Consider the following 21,764-nt stretch of genomic DNA (forward strand, 5'->3'; position numbering starts at 1 on the left):
GCTTACCCTTTGACTGCCCCCGCCATCAGACCGCGCACGAAGTAGCGGCCGGCGAGGATATAGACGATGAGCGTCGGAACGGCCGCGATCATCGCCGCAGCCATGTTGACATTGTATTCGACCACACCGGTCGAGGTGTTGACGACATTGTTGAGCGCCACCGTCATCGGCATGGAGTCGCCGGTGCCGGCATAGGCCGAGGCAAACAGGAAGTCGTTCCAGATATTGGTGAACTGGTAGATCACCGTGACGACGATGATCGGCAGCGAGTTCGGCAGCATGATGCGGCGGAAGATCTGGAAGAAGCTGGCGCCGTCGACCTGGGCGGCGCGCACCAGTTCGGTCGGAAAGGCCTCGTAGAAATTGCGGAAGAACAGCGTCGTGAAGCCGAGGCCGTAGACGACATGGACGAAGACCAGATTGACCGTCGGATTGCCGAAGCCGAAGCTAAAGCCGGTGGCGTTCTGCAGCGTCATGCCGAAGCGGCCGAGCGAGCCCAGGATCGTTGCCATCGGCAAGAGCACCGACTGGAACGGGATGAAGCAGGCAAACAGCATCAGCCCGAACACCAGCGTATGGCCGGGGAAGCGCCATTTGGTCAGGACATAACCGTTCAGCGCCCCCATGATGGTGGAGATTGCCACCGCCGGCACCACCATCTTGATCGAGTTCCAGAAGTAACCCTTGATGCCGGCGCAGGTCAGCCCGACGCAGGTCTCGCCCCAGGCCTTCACCCAGGGATCGAAGGTCGGTGACTGCGGCAGCGCCAGCATGTTGCCGCCCTGGATCTCGTCCATCGTCTTGAACGAGGTGGTGAGCATGACGAAGAGCGGCATCAGGTAGAGGACGGCGAAGATCGCCAGCAGGCCGTAGATGATCAGGCGGCCGATCCAGCGGCTGTTGTTATTCCGGCTGTCGCCGCTTTGCGAAAGCGTTGCGGTCGAGGCGGCAATCGGAGAGCTTACGCTGCTCATCGGGCCTTCTCCTTCAGTTCGGAATAGAGATAGGGAACGATGATGGCCGAGATCGTCATCAGCATGATGATGGCGCTGGCCGAACCGACGGCCATCTCGTTGCGTTTGAAGGTATATTCATACATGAAGTTGGACGGCAGCCAGGCCGAGCCGCCCGGCCCGCCCGAGGTCAGCGCCACCACCAGGTCGTAGGACTTGATCGCCATATGGGCGAGCACGATGAAGGCCGACAGGAAGATCGGCCGCAACAGCGGAATGACGATGCGGCGGTAGAGCTGTAAGGCGGAAGCGCCGTCGATCTGGGCGGCCTTCATGATCTCGCCGTCGATACCGCGCAGGCCGGCCAGGAACATCGCCATGACGAAGCCCGAGGCCTGCCAGACACCGGCGATGACGACGGTGTAGATGACGAAGTCCTTGTTCTTGATCCAGTCGAAGTGGAAGCTCGTCCAGCCGAAGTGGTGCAGCGTCTGCTCCAGCCCGAGGCCGGGGTCGAGGAACCATTTCCAGGCAACCCCGGTGACGATGAAGGAGAGCGCCATCGGATAGAGGAAGATCGGTCGGAGCAAGCCCTCGCCGCGGATCTTCTGGTCGAGCAGGATCGCCAGGAACAGACCGAGTGCCAGGCAGATGCCGACATAGAGGAAGCCGAAGATCGCCATGTTGGTGATCGACGTATACCAGGAGGACGGCGGATCGCTCTCGAAGGTCCAGCGCCACAGCCGCTGATAGGCGCGCGCCCCGGTCAGCGCATAGGACGGAAAGGTCTTGGAATTGGTGAACGACAGATAGGCCGTCCAGACGATGAAGCCGTAGACGAAGATGAGCGTGATGACGAAGCTCGGCGCCAGCACGATCTTCGGCAGCGCATCCTGCAGCCGGCCCCTCAGCGAGATCGCCGTCGCTTGCCGCGGCGTCAGAACCGGATCGGTGGTCGCAACTGTGCTCATGGAATGTCATCTCCTCCCCTGCATCATAGGGCCTGCATCATAGGGCCTGATGACCCTGCATGATGGTCCGCGCGTCATGTCGCACATGATCGGCGCGGAGCCTGAAGCCTCCCCGCGAAGTGCGCGGGGAAGCGTTGTCATCGGCAGCAATCTCAGCGGGCGTCGTCGATTGCCTGGACGAGCTGGGTGACGGCTTCGTCGGAGCTCTTGATCTGACCGTGGACGAACTTCGAGACGACGTCCTTATAGGCATTGGCGATTGCCGGAGGCGCGCCGTAACCTTGAGCCAGCGAACCGAACAGCGTGCCGCCCTCATTGGCGGCCTTCAGATCGGCGATGCCCTTCTTGCCGCAGGCGTCGAAGTCGGTATCGGGAACGTCGGTACGAGCAGGAACCGAACCCTTGACGACGTTGAAGGCCGACTGGAAGCTCTTCGACAGCGTGGCGGTTGCCAGTGCTGCCTGCGCCGCCTTGCGGTCGTCGGGAACATTGAACATGCCGAACATGTCGGAGTTGTAGATGACGCTGCCTTCAGTGCCGGGGAAGCGGTAGCACAGGAAGTCGGTATCCGGGGTCTTCTTGGCGGCGACGAATTCGCCCTTGGCCCAGTCGCCCATCACCTGCACCAGCGCATCGCCCTTGATCACCATGGCGGTCGCCAGGTTCCAGTCGCGGCCGGAGAAGTTCGGATCGACATATTTGACGATCTTCGCCAGGTTATCGAAGGACTTCTTCATCGTGTCGGACTTCAGCGACGCCTCGTCGAGGTCGTTGAAGGCCTTCTTGTAGAATTCCGGTCCGCCGGTCGACAGCACGATGGAATCGAACATCGTCGCTTCCTGCCAGTTCTGGCCGCCGAGCGCCAACGGGATGACGCCTGCAGCCTTCGCCTTGTCGAGCAGGGCGATCAGATCGTCGAAGGTCTTCGGCTGGGTGCCGCCGATCTTGTCCATCACCGCCTTGTTGATCCACAGCCAGTTGACCGAATGGACGTTGACCGGGGCTGCGACCCACTTGCCGTCATAGACCGAGAACTTCTGCAGCGCCGCCGGCACCGACTTGTCCCAGCCTTCCTTCTTCGCCGTCTCGGTGAGGTCACCCATGACGCCGGCCTGGGCATAATCGAGCACGGTGTAACCGAGCATCTGCGAGGCCGTCGGATAGGTGCCGGCTGCCACCATCGCCTTCAGCGCCGTCATCGCCGCATCGCCGCCACCGCCGGCAACCGGCACGTCCTTCCAGGCAAAACCTTCCTTCGACAGATCCTCTTTCAGAACGTTCAGTGCCGCAGCCTCGCCGCCTGACGTCCACCAGTGCAGCATCTGCACTTCCTTCACGTCGGCAGCCTGCGCCGCACCGAGGCCAGCCATCATCACGACGGCAATCGCCGCCGAGCTCAAAAACTTGCGCATGAATTTCCTCCCATTTGAAAATCGGCGGCGGGCCCTCCCTGCCGCCCGATGTTTTCCGCCGTTGCGGCGGTCGACATACGACCGCGCTCCTCCGCACGGTTGCTAATTTAAAACGTTATAAGACACCGATCGTCAAGCCCTTTCTCGACTCCCGAGAAAAATATGGTTACTTCGTTATACCATTGATTATTATTGATATTCTTGATTTTGCCAATAGATCGTCAAAAGGGCGGGCGAGGATCTCGGCCGCATGCTGCCGCAGGCATCATCAACCCCAACGCCGAGGACCTGCACCTGCTGCTGCTGCCGCAGATCAGCTTCCCGATCGACTAACCCCTCTGAAGCCTATTCCCAACACGCGTAATTTGTCCTAGAAGCACGCCGTAATCCGGTCGCAGCCCACCCGGTCAAAACAAGGGATCCAAAATATGAAGACTATTGTCGTCTGCTCCGGCGGACTCGACTCCGTTTCGCTTGCCCACAAGATAGCAGCGGAGCAACAGCTCATCGGCCTCGTCTCCTTCGACTACGGCCAGCGGCATCGCAAGGAACTCGACTTCGCCGCCCGGTGCGCCGCGCGCCTCGCCGTTCCCCACCATATCATCGACATCGCCGCCATCGGCGGCCATCTCAGCGGATCGGCCTTGACCGATGATATCGAGGTTCCCGACGGCCACTATGCCGAGGAGACCATGAAGGCCACCGTGGTGCCGAACCGCAATGCCATCATGCTGGCGATCGCATTCGGCTTGGCGGCCGCTCAGAAAGCGGACGCCGTTGCCGTCGCCGTGCATGGCGGCGACCACTTCATCTACCCCGACTGCCGGCCGGGCTTCATCGACGCCTTCCAGCGCATGCAGAACGAGGCGCTGGACGGTTATGCCAGCGTCAAACTGCTTGCACCCTATGTCGAGGTTTCCAAAGCAGCGATCGTCACCGACGGCGCGAAACACGCGACGCCGTTTGCAGAAACATGGTCCTGCTACAAGGGCGGCAGGCTGCACTGCGGACGCTGCGGAACCTGCGTGGAACGCCGCGAAGCTTTCCATCTTGCCGATGTTTTCGATCCCACCGAATACGAAGACCAGGATTTCTGGAAAGCGGCGGTGTCGCAATATTCAGCCGCGGAGGTGCGTTGATGTACCGCATCACCAAGGAGTTTCATCTCTCCGCCTCGCACCAGTTGAATCACCTCGCCCCCGACCATCAATGCGCCCGGTTGCACGGTCACAACTATATCGTGGTCGTCGAGCTTTCTGCCGAAAGCCTGAACGATGACGGTTTCGTTCGCGACTATCACGACCTCTCGCCGCTCAAGCGCTATATCGACGAGGCTCTCGATCATCGCCATCTGAACGACGTCTTCGGCCATTCGAAGGTCACCTCCGAATTCCTGGCCAAGCATTTCTACGACTGGTGCAAAGAGCGCTTCCCCGAGACATCGTCCGTCCGCGTCAGCGAGACGCCGAAGACCTGGGCGGAGTACCGGCCATGAGCGCAGAGACGATTCGCGTCAGCGAGATCTTCGGCCCGACCATCCAGGGCGAAGGCGCTCTGATCGGGCTGCCGACGGTTTTTGTCCGAACAGGCGGCTGTGACTACCGCTGTTCCTGGTGCGACAGCCTGCACGCGGTTGACAGCGCCTACCGCGATCAATGGATTCCGATGGCGGTCGATGCGATCTGGCAGGAGGTGACGAAGCTTTCCGGAGGCAGGCCGATGACCGTTTCGCTGTCCGGAGGCAATCCGGCGATCCAGCCTCTGGGGCCGCTGATCGAGCTCGGCCATTCCCAGGGATACCGCTTCGCGCTGGAAACGCAGGGAAGTGTGGCTCGGGACTGGTTTCGCGATCTCGACGTCCTGGTCCTGAGCCCCAAGCCGCCTTCAAGCGGAATGCTGACCGATTGGGGTGAGATCGACAACTGTCTTCGGCTCACTGCCGGCGGTCCGGAGATCGCCTTGAAAATCGTCGTCTTCGACGATGCCGACTACGCATTCGCTCAACAGGCGGGTGAGCGTTATCCCTATATTCCGTTGTTCCTCCAGCCGGGAAACCATACGCCGCCGCCGCCCGATGACGACGACGCCTGTATCGATATCGACGGCGTGATGGACCGGATGCACTGGCTCGTCGAGAAGGTGACGGCCGACCGATGGTTTGCCGCGCGCGTGCTGCCGCAACTGCATGTCTTGCTCTGGGGCAACAAACGAGGCGTCTGAGTCTGCCTGAACCTACTGCTCCGGAAAGGCGAAGACATCGACAGGCTCTCCGAGCCCGCGCAGCGGGAAGGTGCCGAGACTGTCCATGTCTTTCGCGCAGCTCGCCATTTCGACGAAGGCTCGGGACAGCAGCACCGGACGCTTGACCTCCTTGGTCAGGCTCTCCAGCCGCGATGCGACGTTGACTGCCGGGCCGATGACGGTGAAATCGAGCCGCCGGCGAGAACCGATATTGCCGTACATGACATCGCCGACATGCACGCCGACGCCGTAGCGCAGCGGATCGCGCCCCATGCGCACATGCTCCGCGTTCAGCTCGGCCATCGACGCCTGCCCTTCGCGGATCGCCTGCAGCAGATCGGCGCAGGCCGTTTCCTTGGTCAGCGGAAAGATCGCCAGCAATCCATCGCCCATAAACTTCAGAATCTCACCGCCATACCGTTCGATCGGATCGGACATGGCATCGAAATAATCGTTGAGCAGGTGGATGACATCGTCGCGCGGCCAGAGATCGGAAATCGCCGTAAAGTCGCGCAGGTCGCAGATCATGATCGCCGCGCCGACGGTGGCGCCGCTGCCGCGCGTCGTCACCCCCGACAGGATCTGCTCGCTCGCATGCGGCCCGACATAAGTCTGCAGCAGCGTGCGCGCCATGATGTTCTTCAGCCTGATTTCGCTGACAAGGGTCAGCGCCGGCAGGAGATCGCGCAGGAAATCGACATGGTCGCGCTCGAAGCCGCCCGGGCGGCTTGTGGAAAATGTCACGACATGCCGTTTGCCCAACGTATGCTCGACCGGCCAGGCGATATATTCGGTCAGGCCATCATCATGCAGTTCCTGATAGAATGCATCCAAGTCGCCGTCGGCTGTGCCTTCCAGCTGTTTGCGCACCTCCTCCGCACCCTGATGAATGGCGTTGAGGGGACTGTTCAGAAACTCCGGCGTGTTTTCGACACCATAGGCGAATGTGTTGATCTTCGCCTCCGCCAGCCCTTCCTTCCAGAGGATACGGGCACCGATCCATTGCGGATGGTTCGTCCGGAAATGCAGGGTCGCGCGTGCCACCGGCACCCCCGCCGCAAGCAGCTTCTCGCACATCTCCACCAGGATATTGTCGATGAAGCGCTCGCCGCGCGTCCCATTCACCAGCCAGTCGAGAATCCGTCGCCTGCGGATCGGCCAGATGCCCTCCTCCGCGTCGACGACAGCCCCGGCCTTGTTTGCAAAAGACGACATTAAAAAACTCCGCTGCGCCACATCATCGGCGAGGATCGAATTCGGTTTCCGCTGAATGTGGGCGATGGGGAAGCAAATGATAAGGGCCGACGGCGATAAAGCCTCAGAAATCCCAATCCTCGTCTTCGGTCGCCACCGCCTTGCCGATGACATAGGAGGAACCGGAGCCGGAGAAGAAGTCATGGTTTTCGTCGGCATTCGGCGACAGCGCAGACAGGATCGCCGGATTGACCTTGCAGGCCTCAGTCGGGAAAAGTGCCTCGTAGCCGAGATTCATCAGCGCCTTGTTGGCATTGTAATGCAGGAATTTTTTGACGTCCTCGGTCAGTCCGACACCGTCATAAAGCGCCTCGGTATATCTGGCCTCGTTGTCGTAGAGTTCGAGCAGCAGGTCGAAGGCGAAATCCTTGATCTCCTGCCGACGCTCTTCGGGAAACCGTTCCAGTCCGCGCTGGAACTTGTAGCCGATATAATAGCCGTGCACCGCCTCGTCGCGGATGATCAGCCGGATCATGTCGGCCGTGTTGGTGAGCTTGGCGCGGCTCGACCAGTACATCGGCAGGTAAAAGCCGGAATAGAACAAGAAGCTTTCGAGGAAGACGCTGGCGACTTTCTTCTTCAACGGATCGCCGGATCGATACTGCTCCATGATCAGCGCCGATTTGCGCTGCAGGAATTCGTTCTCCTCCGACCAGCGATAGGCGTCGTCGACATCAACAGTCGAGCACAGCGTCGAAAAGATCGAGGAATAGGAGCGCGCATGCACCGCCTCCATGAAGGAGACATTGGAAAGCACCGCCTCCTCATGCGGGGTGACCGCATCCTCCATCAGCCTGACGGAACCGACGCCGTTCTGGATCGTGTCGAGCAATGTCAACCCGGTGAAGACGCGAATGGTGAGCTGCTGTTCGGCCGGCGTCAGCGTCGCCCAAGAGGGGATGTCGTTGGACAGCGGCACCTTTTCCGGCAGCCAGAAATTGCCGGTGAGGCGGTTCCAGACTTCGAGATCCTTATCGTCCTCGATGCGGTTCCAGTTGATGGCGCGTACGCGGGATGCCGGTTTGATTTGTATGTTCATAGTCGTCCCTCTTGAGGAATATGTATGGATTCGCCCCTCATCCGCCTGCCGGCACCTTCTCCCCGCCTGCGGGGCGAAGGGGATATGCCGCACCCTTTCCGTCTTTATTGCCGGTTCGTGTGGCAAGTCCCCTCTCCCCGTCAAAACGGGGAGAGGGTTAGGGTGAGGGGCAAATGCTCGCGGCCGAAATCAACTCACAGCGTACAAGACACGCAGCCCTGCACCTCGGTGCCGGACAGCGCCATCTGGCGAAGGCGGATGTAGTAGATCGTCTTGATACCCTTCTTCCAGGCGTGGATCTGCGCCTTGTTGATATCGCGCGTCGTTGCCGTGTCGCGGAAGAACAAGGTCAGTGACAGGCCCTGATCGACATGCTGGGTTGCCGCCGCATAGGTGTCGATGATCTTCTCGGGCCCGATCTCATAGGCGTCCTGATAATAATCGAGATTGTCGTTGGTCATGAACGGCGCGGGATAGTAGACGCGGCCGATCTTGCCTTCCTTGCGGATCTCGATCTTCGAGACGATCGGGTGGATCGACGAGGTCGAGTGGTTGATATAGGAGATCGACCCTGTCGGCGGCACCGCCTGCAAGTTCTGGTTATAGAGGCCGGAGGTCATCACCGCCTTCTTCAGCGCCACCCAGTCTTCCTGCGTCGGAATATGAATGCGCGCTGCATCGAACAGTGTCTTCACTTTCTCAGTCGCCGGCAGCCAGAGCTGGTCGATATATTTGTCGAAATAATCGCCGGAGGCATATTTTGAATTCTCGAAGCCTTTGAAGCTCGTGCCGCGTTCGCCCGCCAAGAGGTTCGAGGCGCGGATCGCGTGATAGGTCACCGTGTAGAAGTAGATATTGGTGAAATCGACGCCTTCTTCGGAGCCGTAGAAAATGCGTTCGCGGGCGAGATAACCATGCAGGTTCATCTGGCCGAGGCCGATCGCATGGCTCTCGTCATTGCCCTTCTCGATCGAGGGAACCGAGGCGATGTGGCTCATGTCGGAGACCGCCGTCAGTGCCCGGATCGAGGTTTCGATCGTCTTGCCGAAATCGGAGGAATCCATGGCCGCGGCGATGTTCAGCGAGCCGAGATTGCAGGAAATGTCCTTGCCGAGATGTTTGTAGGAGAGGTCGTCGTTGTATTCGCTCGCCTCGCTCACCTGCAGGATTTCGGAGCAGAGATTGCTCATCGAAATGCGCCCGGCGATCGAGTTCGCCCGGTTCACCGTATCCTCGAACATGATGTAGGGATAACCGCTCTCGAACTGGATTTCGGCGAGCACCTGGAAAAACTCGCGCGCCTTGATCTTCTTCTTCGAGATGCGGGCGTCCGCTACCATCTCCCGATAGTTTTCCGTCACCGAAATCTCGGTGAAGGGCACGCCGTAGACCCGCTCCACATCGTATGGCGAGAACAGGTACATGTCCTCGTTGTTCCTCGCGAGTTCGAAGGTGATGTCGGGTACGACTACGCCGAGCGACAGCGTCTTGATGCGGATCTTCTCATCGGCATTCTCGCGCTTGGTATCGAGAAAGCGCATGATGTCGGGGTGATGGGCGTTGAGATAGACGGCGCCCGCGCCCTGGCGCGCGCCAAGCTGGTTGGCATAGGAGAAACTGTCTTCGAGCAGCTTCATCACCGGGATGATGCCCGACGACTGATTTTCGATCTGTTTGATCGGCGCGCCGGCCTCGCGGATATTGGTCAGCGACAGCGCCACCCCGCCGCCGCGCTTCGACAATTGCAGCGCCGAATTGATCGACCGGCCGATCGATTCCATATTGTCCTCGACACGCAGCAGGAAGCAGGAAACGAGCTCGCCGCGCTGTTTCTTGCCGGCATTGAGAAAGGTCGGCGTCGCCGGTTGGAAACGGCCGGAAATGATCTCGTCGACCATATCGCGGGCAAGGGCCTCGTCGCCACTCGCCAAAGCCAGCGCCACCATGCAGATGCGGTCCTCGTAGCGCTCGAGATAACGCTTTCCGTCGAAGGTCTTTAGTGTGTAGCTGGTGTAATATTTGAAGGCGCTGAGGAAGGTCGGGAAACGAAACTTCCTGGCATAGGCCTGGTCGAACAGGTCGCGGACGAAATTGAAGGAATACTGGTCGGGAACCTCCTGCTCGTAATAGCCCTCGGTCACGAGGTAATCGAGCTTTTCCCTGAGATTGTGAAAGAACACCGTGTTCTGGTTCACATGCTGCAGGAAATACTGCTTCGCCGCCATGCGGTCCTTGTCGAGCTGGATCCTGCCCTCATCGTCGTAGAGGTTCAGCATCGCGTTCAGCGCGTGGTAGTCGAGCGTTTCCGCCGCTTTCAAAGGGCGTTCGCCGGCGGGATGAGCAAAAGTGTTATGCGGTTTTGCGCCCGCATCCCGCGTCAGAGTCGTTCCCGTGTCCAAAACCGTTCCATTCCGTGTTTGACGTTGGCGACATCCGCTTCGGTGCCAAGCAGCTCGAATCTGTAGAGATACGGCACCTGGCATTTCTGCGAGATCACGTCGCCGGCGAGCCCGTATGTCTCGCCGAAATTGCTGTTGCCCGCTGCAATCACGCCCCGGATGTGTCCTCGGTTTTCCGCCTCGTTCAAGAAACGGATCACCCGCTTGGGAACGGCCCCCTTTACGATCCCTGGGCCGCCGTCGCCGCTATAGGTCGGCACAACAAGCACGAAAGGTTCGCGGATATGGAACACCTCTGCGCCGCCTGCCGGAATGCGCGCCGCGCGCAGTCCAAGCTTGGCGACGAAGCGATGGGTATTCTCGGACCGGCTGGAATAATAGACGATCAGTCCCATCGCCTGTCTCGATCAGGAAAGCGCGCTGATCATATCGGGACGGAACCCCGCCCAATGCCGCTCGCCGGCAATGACGACGGGCGCCTGCATATAGCCAAGGCTTCGGACGCGATCGAGCGCTTCGGCATCTTCGGAAATATCGACGATGTCATAATCGACGCCCAGCCGGTCGAGGGCGCGGTAGGTGGCGGTGCACTGAACGCAGGCAGGCTTGCTGTAGACGGTAATGGTCATGATATTCCTCGTAACAACGCGATGGGACGCAGGACATCGATCGGAAACCTGTCGATCTCCGTTGAAAATGCTCTGATGGTTTGCAGCTATGCGGCTGTTCAGCCGCCGGGCGTGATCCGCCCTCCACTTCCCGCGGGTGGCGGCCTGAACTGAAATACTGACATGACTTCACCCCGAAGTGGCTGATGCGGAGGTTCGGGCCGTGCGAAACGCGATGCGGATTGATCCGCAGTCATGCAACGCGACCCTCCGGTCACCCCGCCCGTGGACATCTAGTTCGAGGCAGGTCTCCTGGCTTGCGGGTCGCAGCACCTGCCCAGCCTTCCCGGAGCATCATGCTCCAGTGACCTGAAATCGGACAGTTGCTCGCCGCTTACAGTTGCGGGGGCAGCTCCGGCCTTGTTGCGCCGTCATGGCGAACGCACCGTATTCCCGTCTTAGCCCGCGATCCTGACGAATCGAGGGAACCTTGAACACTAGATATAGTACGCGAATCCAAAATCGCGTCAACGGATGGTTTGTGCATTGCGCTAGGGCAGCTTTGAAAGCACTGCGTTCCTGTGAAAAATATGGATAATAAAAAGTTAAAGAAACAGTCTGTGGGGAAGGTGCCGATGTCGAGAGCCTGCCTATAGCCGGCTCCGTGTTTTCGATTTCAGGTCAGGCCCGCATCGTCGACCTTGAGGCCATCGTCGGGAAAGATTCACACCTTTGCTCGAAGCAGCCTGAGCGCGTTGATCGTCACCAGCACGGTGGCGCCGGTATCGGCGAGGATGGCCGGCCAGAGCCCGGTGATGCCGGCAATGGTCGTCACCAGGAAGACCGCCTTCAGCCCGAGCGCGATGGTGATGTTCTGCAGAATATTCCGCATTGTCCGCTTGGAAAGTTCGATCATCCGTGCCACATCGCCGACACGTCCGTGCAGCACGGCGGCATCGGCGGTCTCCAGCGCCACATCGGTGCCGCCTCCCATGGCGATGCCGACATCGGCGGCAGCGAGCGCCGGTGCGTCGTTGATGCCGTCGCCGACCTTGGCGACGATGAAGCCCTGGCGCTTCAATTCGCCGACGACCCGCTGCTTATCCTCAGGCATCATCTCGCCGCGCCAATCGATGCCGAGCATGCCGGCAACGGCTGCCGCCGTACGTTTGTTGTCGCCCGTCAGCATCATCGCCTTGACGCCCGCTGATTTGAGCGCGGAGAGCCCGGCCCCGGCATCCTCGCGCGGCTCGTCGCGCATGGCGATCAGGCCGGCCGTCACTCCGTTGACGAGCAGCACCGACACGCTCTTGCCCTCGTCGTTCAGAACAGTGATGCGTGCATCCTGTTCCGCGCCGAGCGTCCCGCGCTCGCGGGCGGCGGACGGCGACAAAAGCTCCAGCGTCTCGCCGCCGACTTTGCCGCTGACCCCCTTGCCCGGCAGCGCCTCCAGTTCGAAAGCCGGCGGCACGGGAACGCCGTCGGCCTTGGCGCGGTTAAGGATCGCCAGCGCCAAGGGATGGCTGGAACCCTGCTCCAGCACCGCCGCGCGCGACAAGAGCTGCGCCTCGTTCAATCCGAAGGAAACGATATCGGTCACCTCTGGCTTGCCTTCTGTCAGCGTGCCTGTCTTGTCGAAGGCGACCATCGTCACCTTGCCGAGCGTTTCCAGCACCGCCCCGCCCTTCATCAGCAGCCCGCGCCGCGCGCCTGATGAAAGCGAGGCGGCAATCGCCGCCGGCGTCGAGATGACAAGCGCGCACGGGCAGCCGATCAGCAGAATGGCAAGGCCCTTATAGACCCATTCGCTCCACGCTCCGCCGAAGAGAAGCGGCGGTAAGACCGCGACCAATGCTGCGACCAGCACCACGCCGGGCGTGTAATAGCGCGAAAACCGATCGATAAAGCGTTCCGTCGGCGCCTTCGATTCCTGCGCTTCCTCCACCAGCTTGACGACGCGGGCGATGGTATTGTCGGCGGCCGCCGCCGTGACGCGAACCCTGAGCACCGCATCGCCATTCACCGTTCCGGCAAAGACGACGGCATCGACGCCCTTGCGCGCCGGCGTACTCTCGCCGGTCACCGGGGCCTCGTCGATCGCGCTCTCGCCTGAGATAATGATGCCGTCCGCCGAAATACGATCACCGGGACGGACCATTATGATGGCGCCGACGGCGAGGCTTTCAGCCGGCACTTCCCGCGTCTGACCATTGTCTTCGAGCAGTGCAGTCTTCGGCACCAGCGTCGTCAGCGACTGGATGCTTTCGCGCGCCTTGCCGGCCGCCACGCCCTCCAGCAGTTCGCCGACGAGGAACAGGAACACGACGGTGGCGGCCTCCTCGCCGGCATTGATGATGACGGCGCCGACGGCGGCAATCGTCATCAGCATCTCGATCGAGAACGGTGTGCCGGAGAGAGCCGCCATGACCGCCCGCCGCGCGATCGGCACCAGTCCGACCAGCATGGCGATGATGAAGGCATAGGAGGCGATCGCCGGAACCAGATGGCCGATGGCATAGGCGGCAACGAGTGCCGCACCCGAAAGGATGGTCAGCCGGCCCTTTTTGCTCTGCCACCAGGGACCGGTCATCGGCGCATGGTCGTGCCCGTGCAGCCCCTCGATTTCCTTCTCGCCACCTGCATGGTCATGATCGTGATCATGGCTGGCATGATCGTGATCTGCATGGTCATGGCCCGCGTGATCGCCGTGATCATGGTCGTGATGATCGTGCGAGCCGTGGCCACGCGCCGGCGCCGCGCTTCCGGCAAAGGGCGAGACGGAATATCCGAGCCCAGTCACCTTCTTCTCGATCGCCTTGAGGTCGCTGCTGTCGTCATGCCGGACGGTCATCGTGCCTGCCATTACCGAGACGGAAACATCGGCGACACCCGCCACGCGCCTGACCGCCGTATCGATCTTGCTTGCACAGGAGGCGCAATCCATGCCGCCGACCCGGTATCGTGTCTCGCTCGTTTCAGCCATGATCCGCTTCCTTGTCAAACAGAAGCATCTCTCCTACATCCTCTAGCGACTAGAGGTGCAAGAGAAAAAATCATGAAAAAGATCACGATCGGTGAAGCGGCGCGCCAGAGCGGCGTCAAGGTGCCGACAGTGCGTTATTACGAGAGTATCGGCCTGCTGGCGGCGCCGAGCCGCAGCGAAGGCAACCAGCGCTCCTTCGAACCCGCCGATATCAGCCGTCTCGCCTTCATCCGCCATGCCCGCGAACTCGGTTTCGAGATCGAGGCGATCCGCACGCTGCTCACCCTGCAGGATGATCCGCACCAATCCTGCGCCTCGGCCGATGCCATCGCCAAGGCCCGTCTCGTCGAGGTCGAGCAGCGCATCCGCAGCCTGATGGCTTTAAAGGCCGAACTGGAAACCATGGTGGAAGGCTGCGGCCACGGCCGCGTCGACCAATGCCGCGTCATCGAAGTTCTCGCCGATCACGGCCAATGCACGCATCCGCAGCATTGATCCCTGCCCTTGCGGGCGATCCGCGCCCGCGTCAAAACTGCGGGCAGAAAGAATCGGGCGAAGACATCCATGAACCAGAAGCAGATTGCGATCATCGGCGGCGGCCCGGCGGGCCTTGCGGCCGCCGAACTGCTTTCGCTCTCCGGCCATGCGGTGACGGTCTACGACGCCATGCCGACCTTCGCCCGCAAATTTCTGCTGGCCGGCAAGTCGGGTCTCAATATTACCCATTCCGAAGATTATGCCCGCTTCACCACGCACTTCGGCGCCGCTACCGCCCGGCTGCGTCCCGCTCTTGAGGCCTTTACCCCCGATGACATCAGGAAGTGGACCGCAGGACTCGGAACCGAGACCTTCATCGGCTCGTCCGGTCGGGTTTTCCCGACGGTGATGAAGGCCTCCCCTCTGCTGCGCGCCTGGCTCAAGCGACTGGAAGGCCAAGGCGTTGCACTGCGCACCCGCCACCGCTGGACCGGTTTTGCCGACAAGGGCTATGTTTTCGAAACGCCCAACGGGCGCAGCATAGTCCATTGCGACGCCGCCCTGCTGGCGCTCGGCGGCGCAAGCTGGCCGCGCCTCGGCTCCGATGCGCGCTGGCTGCCGCGGTTGTCGGAGCGGGGCGTTGAAATCGACGCCTTCCGGCCCGCCAATTGCGGCTTCGTCGTCGGCTGGAGCGAAAACTTCAGCGAGCGTTTCGCCGGCGCGCCGGTGAAGTCGGTCACCGCCACATCCGAAGCCGGCACCTTTCCCGGCGAATTCGTCATCACCGGAAGCGGCATCGAAGGCAGTCTCGTCTACGCCAATGCCGCCAGCCTCCGCGACCGGCTGCTGACCCACGGCAGCGCTGCCCTGACGCTCGACCTCACGCCGGGCCGGACGACCGAAAGGCTGGCGCGCGACCTTGCGCGGCAGGACGCCAAATCGAGCTTTTCCAACCGCCTGCGCAAGGGCGCCGGCCTCGACGGCGTCAAGGCGGCGTTGCTGCGCGAACTTGTTTCCGATCGCGACCGGACGGATCCCGAACGTCTGGCCGGCAAGATCAAGGCCCTGCCGATCCCGGTTCTCGAAACCCGGCCGATCGGCGAAGCGATTTCCTCGGCCGGCGGCATCCGCTGGAGCGGCATCGACGACGGCTTCATGTTGAAGGCGCTGCCGGGCATCTTCGTCGCCGGCGAGATGCTCGACTGGGAGGCGCCGACCGGCGGTTACCTTCTCACCGCTTGTCTGGCGACCGGCCGGGCGGCCGCGCGTGGCATCGAAGCCTGGCTGCAGCGCTAGGCCGAGGCCGGATGGAATGTCATGGCAACGCCGTTCATGCAGTAGCGAAGCCCTGTCGGCTTCGGGCCGTCATCGAAGACATGGCCGAGATGGCCGCCGCAACGGCTGCAGTGCACAGCGGTCCGCGTCATGCCGAAGGTGGTGTCATTCTGCGTGCCGACGGCATCCTTCAGCGGCGCCCAGAAACTCGGCCAACCGGTGCCGCTGTCGAATTTGGTCGCCGAGGAAAACAGATCCTGATTGCAGCCGGCGCAAGCGAAATTGCCCTTCCGCTCCTCGTGCAGCAAGGCGCTGGTGAAGGGAGATTCCGTACCCTCCTGGCGCAGGACGGTATATTGATCCGGCGTCAGCAGCTTGCGCCATTCCGCCTCGGTGTGCGTCACCGCAAAACTCTCGCCGGCGATCGCCTTGCCGGCATGGCCAAAGCGAACCGCAAGCGCTCCGAAACCGGCGCCCACCAGCAATAATCGTCTGTTCAACATGGTCGGATCTCCTCGTACGGAAAACTTTGCTTCTGCACGGAACTACGGACCAGAGCGGTCTTTTGTTACAAGATGGAAGCGCGAACACCGAAATGTGATTTCAGCCCTTTCGTCAGCAAGAGCCGCACATGAATGCCAACCGGGCGCCGGCTGATTGCAAACCCACGGCTTTTCAATCAGACTATGCTGAAATTCGGTGGGAGGAGCCGATGCACGAACACTCAGCACATGCCGAGCATGTCTACACGTCTGCTCAGCGCGATTCCGCCGCGGCCAGCTCTCCGGTGGTCGCCTCCTGGCGGCGATGCATGACCATGCACCAGCTCGCCCCCGAGGAAGAACGCACGCCGCTGCGCCTGACCGAAGATGAATTCCGCTATGCGCGCGAGCAGTCCGGACAGCTGATCGCCAGTGCTACGGAAGAGCTCGATCGCCTCTTCAGCACTGTTGGCAAAGCCGGCTGCTGCCTGCTTCTGACCGACAAGAACGGTATCGCCCTGGAGCGCCGGGGAGCTGCCGGCGACGACAAGGAATTCCGCGAACTCGGCCTCTGGACCGGCTCGGTCTGGACCGAGGCGAGCATCGGGACCAACGGCATCGGCACCGCGCTTGCTGACGAACGCGCCGTCGCCATCTTCCGCGATCAGCATTTCTTCTGCTCGAATACCAGCCTCAGCTGCACGACAACACCGATCCGCGACCATCGTGGCCGGCTGGCCGCGGCCCTCGACATCTCCACCTGCCGTGAGGACGTCAACGAGATGACCTTGGCGATCCTGACGCAGACCGTGCGCGATGCGGCGATGCGCATCGAACTCAACCTCTTCCGCTCTGTCTTTGCCGGGGCCCGCTTCCTGATGGTCCCGGCCGGCGCCAATTCCGCCGCTGCCCTGCTTGCCGTCGACCGGCACGATCTCGTGCTCGGCGCGACACGCGCCGCCCGCATTGCGCTGCAGCTGGACGACAAGCGGATTGCTGCCGGCATCCCGGCCGCCGATGCCCTGCATGAGGCCGGCGTCTCTCAGCAGGATGAGATCGTCGAGGCGGAGAAGGCCGCACTGCTTCGTGCGCTGTCGCGCGCCGGCGGCAATGTTTCACAAGCGGCAATCGCGCTCGGCATCAGCCGTGCCACCCTGCACAGGAAGATGAAAAAGCTCGATCTGCACTGATTGAATTAAGGTTCCTCTGTCGCGCCAATCGTGGCCCGATCCTGTCGCATGTCTGCGACACTGTGCACTGCGGTATAGAAGACCCACTCTGTTCCCTTCGACAAAACACGCACATTTTCCTCCCCACTGGTTCGCTTGGAACCTGGACCTTCAAGGGAGGATGACATGCTTCATCAGAAAATCGTCGAGTCGCCGTTCAAGCTGAAATACGGCAACTATATCGGCGGCGAATGGCGCGAGCCGGTCGAGGGCAAATATTTCGAAAACCTCACACCCGTCACCGGCGGCAAGCTCTGCGACATTCCCCGTTCCAATGAAAAGGACATCAATCTGGCGCTCGACGCCGCCCATGCGGCCAAGGAAAAATGGGGCCGCACCTCGGCTGCCGAGCGTTCCAATATCTTGATGAAGATCGCCCAGCGGATGGAAGACAAGCTGGAGTTGCTCGCCCAGGCCGAAACCTGGGACAACGGCAAACCGATCCGCGAGACCATGGCGGCAGATATTCCGCTGGCGATCGACCACTTCCGCTACTTCGCCTCCTGCATCCGCGCGCAGGAAGGTTCGATCGGCGAAATCGACCACGATACCGTCGCCTATCACTTCCACGAGCCGCTCGGCGTCGTCGGCCAGATCATTCCCTGGAATTTCCCCATTCTGATGGCCACCTGGAAGCTGGCGCCGGCACTTGCCGCCGGCAACTGCGTCGTGCTGAAGCCCGCCGAGCAGACCCCGGCCTCGATCCTGCTATGGGCCGAGCTCGTCGGCGATCTGCTGCCGCCCGGCGTGCTCAGCATCGTCAACGGTTTTGGCCTCGAGGCCGGCAAGCCGCTGGCCACCAGCCCCCGCGTCGCCAAGATCGCCTTCACCGGCGAGACGACGACCGGCCGGCTCATCATGCAATATGCCAGCCAGAACCTCATTCCGGTGACGCTGGAACTCGGGGGCAAATCGCCGAATATCTTCTTCGCCGATGTGATGGCCGAAGATGACGATTTCCTCGACAAGGCGCTCGAAGGCTTTGCGATGTTTGCCTTGAACCAAGGCGAAGTCTGCACCTGCCCGAGCCGCGCCCTCGTCCAGGAATCGATCTATGACCGCTTCATGGAAAAGGCCGTCAAACGCGTCGAGGCGATCAAGCAGGGCAACCCGCTCGACAGCGCGACGATGATCGGCGCCCAGGCATCGAGCGAGCAGCTGGAAAAGATCCTCGCCTATCTCGACATCGGCAAACAGGAAGGTGCTGAAGTTCTGGCCGGCGGCGCGCGCAACGATCTCGGCGGTGAACTGGCAAACGGCTACTACGTCAAGCCGACGATCTTCAAGGGCCACAACAAAATGCGTGTGTTCCAGGAAGAGATCTTCGGGCCGGTGGTATCGGTCACGACCTTCAAGGACGAGAAGGAGGCGCTCGAAATCGCCAACGATACGCTCTACGGCCTCGGCGCCGGCGTCTGGAGCCGCGACGCCAACCGCTGCTACCGTTTCGGCCGCGAGATCCAGGCCGGCCGCGTCTGGACGAACTGCTACCACGCCTATCCCGCCCATGCCGCCTTCGGCGGCTACAAGCAGTCCGGCATCGGCCGTGAAACCCACAAGATGATGCTCGAGCACTACCAGCAGACAAAGAACATGCTGGTGAGCTACAGCCCGAAGGCGCTCGGCTTCTTCTGAGAGGTTTTCGCACCGTGGGAAGGAATGTCAAAACCCCTCCCCAACCCCTCCCCACAAGGGGGAGGGGCTTAAGGCGTTGAACCGCCTCGTTCCAGAAATGACCCATCGCCTGGCTGGGACTTGGGCAAGACACGCTGGCCGAGCAGCATAGTTAAGTCCCTCCTCCTTGTGGGGAGGGGTTGGGAAGGGGAATTCCCCTCCAGAAACTTGGGAGGAAGAACCATGGAAACCACCGTCAACGGCGAACCGCGCGTGCTCGCCACCGACGCAGCCCTCGAGCTGATCGCAGAGATCAGGCGGGATCATTCCGACATCCTCTTCCATCAATCCGGCGGCTGCTGCGACGGCTCCTCGCCGATGTGTTATCCCGCCAACGAGTTCATGGTCGGCGACAATGACGTCAAGCTCGGCGAGATCGGCGGCGTGCCGGTCTATATCAGCGCCAGCCAGTTCGGGGCGTGGAAGCATACGCAGCTGATCATCGATGTCGTGCCCGGCCGCGGCGGCATGTTTTCGCTCGACAACGGCCGCGAGAAACGCTTCCTCACCCGCTCCCGCCTCTTCGGCGGCGGCGAGGCCTGCGCCGTCCCGGATGTGAAAGCCCGGCCGCATTAAACGGGAATTTCGCCTGTAGTATTCCCATAGTACCTTCTGCCTGCCGCTGTTTGCTAATCTCCTGCCGTTGGTTTCAAAGGAGGATACGATGCCAGCCTCAAAGATCCTGATGATCACCGGTGATTTCACCGAAGATTACGAAACGATGGTGCCGTTCCAGACGCTGCTCGCCTGCGGTTACACGGTCGATGCCGTCTGCCCCGGCAAGAAGGCCGGCGAGACGGTCGCCACCGCAATCCACGATTTCGAGGGCGACCAGACCTATTCGGAAAAACGCGGTCATAATTTCGCGTTGAACGCCACCTTCGACAGCGTGCGCGCCGAAGATTACGACGCCCTCGTCATTCCCGGCGGCCGTGCGCCCGAATATCTTCGCCTCAATGCCGACGTCATCAAATCCGTCCGGCATTTCTTCGACGCCGGAAAACCCGTCGCCGCCATCTGTCACGGCGCACAACTGCTAGCCGCTGCCGGCGTGCTGAAGGGCCGGACCTGCTCTGCCTATCCGGCCTGCCGGCCTGAGGTCGAGCTTGCCGGCGGCATCTATGCCGATATATCAATCAGCGATGCGGTTTCGGACGGCAACCTGGTCACCGCGCCAGCCTGGCCGGCCCACCCGTCGTGGCTGCGCCAGTTCATGGCCGTGCTCGATGCGGCAGCCCTGCTCGAAACCAACGCCGCCTGAGGAGGCCGGCACCGGGAGAACGACATGTGCGAACTGTTTATCAAGGCGGATGCACGGCTTTGGGAAAGCACCACCCGGTCGCTGCGCATCGACGGCATGGTCACCAGTGTCAGGCTGGAGAATTTCTTCTGGTCGAAGCTCGAGGAGATAGCCCGTCGCGACGGCATGAACGTCGTCCAGCTGATCACCCGGCTGCATCATGAATCGATCGATGCCGGCCATGATCTCGGAAACTTCACCTCCTTCCTGCGAGTCTGCTGCGCCCGTTATCTCGACCTGCAGCTTACCGGCGACATCCCGGCCGATGTCGCCCGTCCGATCTCTGACCTGGACGCACCCGTCATCCTCGGCCGAGAACGGGCGAAGTATCACTGACGGCCGGTCTGGCAGGACCATCAAGCACTGACGGACAACTCCCGCGAATCGCTCCGCGGGAGTTCCGCAAGGTCTCTGATTTTGTCTGGAGCAATTCCAGGCAAAGTGCGAAGTGCCGTTGGCGGGATTTGCACAACAAACAATAGGTTAGAGCGGTTCTGCGCTTCCGTGGAAAACCCAACCGCTGTCGACGGCGGGCTTGCGCTGCCGGGCGGACTGGATCAACTATGCCCGACACCACTCAACACACCACCGTCAGGAGAACGATTGTGATGATGAACGAGCAGAAAGCCGTGATCGTCACGGGAGCCGGCGGTAACCTTGGCAGCGCTGTCGTCCGCGAGCTTGCCGGCGCCGGCGCGAAACTCGTCTGCATGAACCGTTCGAGCCAGGAACTGGAAGCCTTGGCCGGCGACCTTCCCGCCTCCACCGAGTTTCTGTCGATCGCGGGGACGGATCTCACCGATTACGCCTCCTGTGCCGCCGCCGTCGCCCGGGCTGTCAAACGCTTCGGCGGCGTTGGCGCTTTGGTCAATACCGTCGGCGGCTTCCAGATGGGACCGGTCGGCCCGGATGCCCCCGCCCAATGGGACACGATGATGACCGCAAACGCCCGCACGGCGCTGACGATCAGCGCCGCGGTTCTGCCGACCATGAAGGCATCAGGCTACGGCCGCATCGTTCATATCGCTGCCGCACCCGGCCTGAAGGCCGGCCCCAATCAGGCCGCTTATGCTGCCTCGAAAGCCGCCGTCATCCGGCTGACGGAAGCGCTCGCTGCCGAATGCCGCGACGACCGCATCACCGCCAACTGCATCCTGCCCGGGACGATCGACACGCCTGAGAATCGCGCCGCCATGCCCAACGCGAAAACCGACGGCTGGGTATCACCGCAATCGATCGCCCGCCTGATCGCCTTCCTGATTTCGCCGGCCGCAGCCGTCGTCACCGGCGCGGCAATTCCGGCGACCGGACGCGAATAACGCAAGGCGTGGCGTGATCGGCTGCCTCCTTTGCTCGCATCAGTGGGGATGAAACGACAAGCCTGCAAGTTTTGGTCGGTGAAATACGATCTGACTTGAGCTTCTCCTCGCCTTGAGGCAGCCTCATCTCTGCCTGCTCAGGTGGCCG

Annotated in this window: 21 protein-coding genes and 1 riboswitch; of the genes, 11 read left to right on the plus strand and 10 right to left on the minus strand. The window is 61.5% G+C overall.

The genetic code is table 11. The annotated features are described in order from the left end of the window. Positions 1-2: 2 nt before the first annotated feature. From RLEG4DRAFT_RS30330 to RLEG4DRAFT_RS30340, 3 genes are all read right to left on the minus strand, one after another. Positions 3-974, minus strand: coding sequence for a carbohydrate ABC transporter permease (locus RLEG4DRAFT_RS30330; RefSeq protein ID WP_003582501.1), 972 nt, complete (start codon positions 972-974; stop codon positions 3-5). Next, entirely contained in the window at positions 971-1,924 is a 954-nt protein-coding gene (locus tag RLEG4DRAFT_RS30335) for a carbohydrate ABC transporter permease (RefSeq protein ID WP_003582502.1), read from the minus strand. Before RLEG4DRAFT_RS30335 ends, RLEG4DRAFT_RS30330 begins: the two co-directional genes overlap by 4 nt. A gap of 152 nt (positions 1,925-2,076) precedes the next feature. Continuing rightward, positions 2,077-3,336 carry an ABC transporter substrate-binding protein gene (locus RLEG4DRAFT_RS30340; RefSeq protein ID WP_003582503.1) on the minus strand — a complete coding sequence of 420 codons (1,260 nt, stop codon included), beginning with the start codon at positions 3,334-3,336 and terminating at the stop codon, positions 2,077-2,079. 428 nt (positions 3,337-3,764) lie between these two features. On the opposite strand from RLEG4DRAFT_RS30340, the gene queC reads away from it, so the two are divergent. Genes queC through queE form a run of 3 tightly spaced genes read left to right on the plus strand, consistent with a single transcriptional unit; the run spans position 3,765 to position 5,556 of the window. Continuing rightward, entirely contained in the window at positions 3,765-4,475 is a 711-nt protein-coding gene (queC, locus tag RLEG4DRAFT_RS30345; protein ID WP_003582504.1) for a 7-cyano-7-deazaguanine synthase QueC, read from the plus strand. Next, on the plus strand, positions 4,475-4,831 hold the full coding sequence (queD, locus tag RLEG4DRAFT_RS30350; protein ID WP_003582505.1) for a 6-carboxytetrahydropterin synthase QueD: 357 nt from the start codon (positions 4,475-4,477) through the stop codon (positions 4,829-4,831). Before queC ends, queD begins: the two co-directional genes overlap by 1 nt. Next, complete coding sequence (queE, locus tag RLEG4DRAFT_RS30355; RefSeq protein WP_003582506.1) at positions 4,828-5,556, plus strand: 7-carboxy-7-deazaguanine synthase QueE; 729 nt, start codon at positions 4,828-4,830, stop codon at positions 5,554-5,556. The genes queD and queE overlap by 4 nt, the downstream gene beginning before the upstream one ends. A gap of 12 nt (positions 5,557-5,568) precedes the next feature. On the opposite strand, the gene RLEG4DRAFT_RS30360 is transcribed toward queE, so the two are convergent. From RLEG4DRAFT_RS30360 to RLEG4DRAFT_RS30385, 6 genes are all read right to left on the minus strand, one after another. Continuing rightward, the gene (locus RLEG4DRAFT_RS30360) at positions 5,569-6,792 is read right to left on the minus strand and encodes an adenylate/guanylate cyclase domain-containing protein (protein ID WP_003582508.1); all 1,224 of its coding nucleotides are present in this window, start codon (positions 6,790-6,792) and stop codon (positions 5,569-5,571) included. A 103-nt stretch (positions 6,793-6,895) separates the two neighbouring features. Beyond that, the gene (gene nrdF, locus RLEG4DRAFT_RS30365) at positions 6,896-7,870 is read right to left on the minus strand and encodes a class 1b ribonucleoside-diphosphate reductase subunit beta (protein WP_003582509.1); all 975 of its coding nucleotides are present in this window, start codon (positions 7,868-7,870) and stop codon (positions 6,896-6,898) included. 194 nt (positions 7,871-8,064) lie between these two features. Beyond that, complete coding sequence (gene nrdE / locus RLEG4DRAFT_RS30370) at positions 8,065-10,269, minus strand: class 1b ribonucleoside-diphosphate reductase subunit alpha (RefSeq protein ID WP_003582510.1); 2,205 nt, start codon at positions 10,267-10,269, stop codon at positions 8,065-8,067. Then, a complete protein-coding gene (nrdI, locus tag RLEG4DRAFT_RS30375; protein ID WP_003582511.1) occupies positions 10,248-10,664 on the minus strand; it encodes a class Ib ribonucleoside-diphosphate reductase assembly flavoprotein NrdI in 417 nt (138 codons plus the stop codon). Before nrdI ends, nrdE begins: the two co-directional genes overlap by 22 nt. A 12-nt stretch (positions 10,665-10,676) precedes the next feature. After that, positions 10,677-10,898, minus strand: a complete 222-nt coding sequence (nrdH, locus tag RLEG4DRAFT_RS30380; protein WP_003582512.1) for a glutaredoxin-like protein NrdH — start codon at positions 10,896-10,898, stop codon at positions 10,677-10,679. Between the two features lie 264 nt (positions 10,899-11,162). After that, positions 11,163-11,385: riboswitch (cobalamin riboswitch) on the minus strand. Between the two features lie 216 nt (positions 11,386-11,601). Continuing rightward, complete coding sequence (locus RLEG4DRAFT_RS30385; RefSeq protein ID WP_003582513.1) at positions 11,602-13,860, minus strand: heavy metal translocating P-type ATPase; 2,259 nt, start codon at positions 13,858-13,860, stop codon at positions 11,602-11,604. Positions 13,861-13,932: 72 nt separating this feature from the next. On the opposite strand from RLEG4DRAFT_RS30385, the gene RLEG4DRAFT_RS30390 reads away from it, so the two are divergent. Next, positions 13,933-14,355, plus strand: a complete 423-nt coding sequence (locus tag RLEG4DRAFT_RS30390; RefSeq protein WP_003582514.1) for a MerR family transcriptional regulator — start codon at positions 13,933-13,935, stop codon at positions 14,353-14,355. A gap of 69 nt (positions 14,356-14,424) precedes the next feature. After that, on the plus strand, positions 14,425-15,633 hold the full coding sequence (locus RLEG4DRAFT_RS30395) for a TIGR03862 family flavoprotein (protein ID WP_003582515.1): 1,209 nt from the start codon (positions 14,425-14,427) through the stop codon (positions 15,631-15,633). On the opposite strand, the gene msrB is transcribed toward RLEG4DRAFT_RS30395, so the two are convergent. Beyond that, positions 15,630-16,115, minus strand: coding sequence for a peptide-methionine (R)-S-oxide reductase MsrB (msrB, locus tag RLEG4DRAFT_RS30400; protein ID WP_003582516.1), 486 nt, complete (start codon positions 16,113-16,115; stop codon positions 15,630-15,632). The genes RLEG4DRAFT_RS30395 and msrB overlap by 4 nt on opposite strands. A gap of 209 nt (positions 16,116-16,324) precedes the next feature. On the opposite strand from msrB, the gene RLEG4DRAFT_RS30405 reads away from it, so the two are divergent. From RLEG4DRAFT_RS30405 to RLEG4DRAFT_RS30430, 6 genes are all read left to right on the plus strand, one after another. After that, the gene (locus tag RLEG4DRAFT_RS30405; RefSeq protein WP_003582518.1) at positions 16,325-17,284 is read left to right on the plus strand and encodes a helix-turn-helix domain-containing protein; all 960 of its coding nucleotides are present in this window, start codon (positions 16,325-16,327) and stop codon (positions 17,282-17,284) included. A 165-nt stretch (positions 17,285-17,449) separates the two neighbouring features. Further along, positions 17,450-18,958 carry an aldehyde dehydrogenase gene (gene adh, locus RLEG4DRAFT_RS30410; protein ID WP_003582520.1) on the plus strand — a complete coding sequence of 503 codons (1,509 nt, stop codon included), beginning with the start codon at positions 17,450-17,452 and terminating at the stop codon, positions 18,956-18,958. A 222-nt stretch (positions 18,959-19,180) separates the two neighbouring features. Next, complete coding sequence (locus RLEG4DRAFT_RS30415; protein WP_003582523.1) at positions 19,181-19,573, plus strand: DUF779 domain-containing protein; 393 nt, start codon at positions 19,181-19,183, stop codon at positions 19,571-19,573. 88 nt (positions 19,574-19,661) lie between these two features. Beyond that, positions 19,662-20,258: a DJ-1/PfpI family protein gene (locus RLEG4DRAFT_RS30420; protein WP_003582524.1), complete on the plus strand. Its 597-nt coding sequence runs from the start codon at positions 19,662-19,664 to the stop codon at positions 20,256-20,258. A gap of 24 nt (positions 20,259-20,282) precedes the next feature. Further along, positions 20,283-20,633: a ribbon-helix-helix domain-containing protein gene (locus RLEG4DRAFT_RS30425; protein ID WP_003582526.1), complete on the plus strand. Its 351-nt coding sequence runs from the start codon at positions 20,283-20,285 to the stop codon at positions 20,631-20,633. A gap of 275 nt (positions 20,634-20,908) precedes the next feature. Further along, positions 20,909-21,616, plus strand: coding sequence for an SDR family NAD(P)-dependent oxidoreductase (locus RLEG4DRAFT_RS30430; protein WP_037094929.1), 708 nt, complete (start codon positions 20,909-20,911; stop codon positions 21,614-21,616). Positions 21,617-21,764 lie beyond the last annotated feature (148 nt).

It is taken from the genome of Rhizobium leguminosarum bv. trifolii WSM2297 (genome assembly GCF_000271845.1).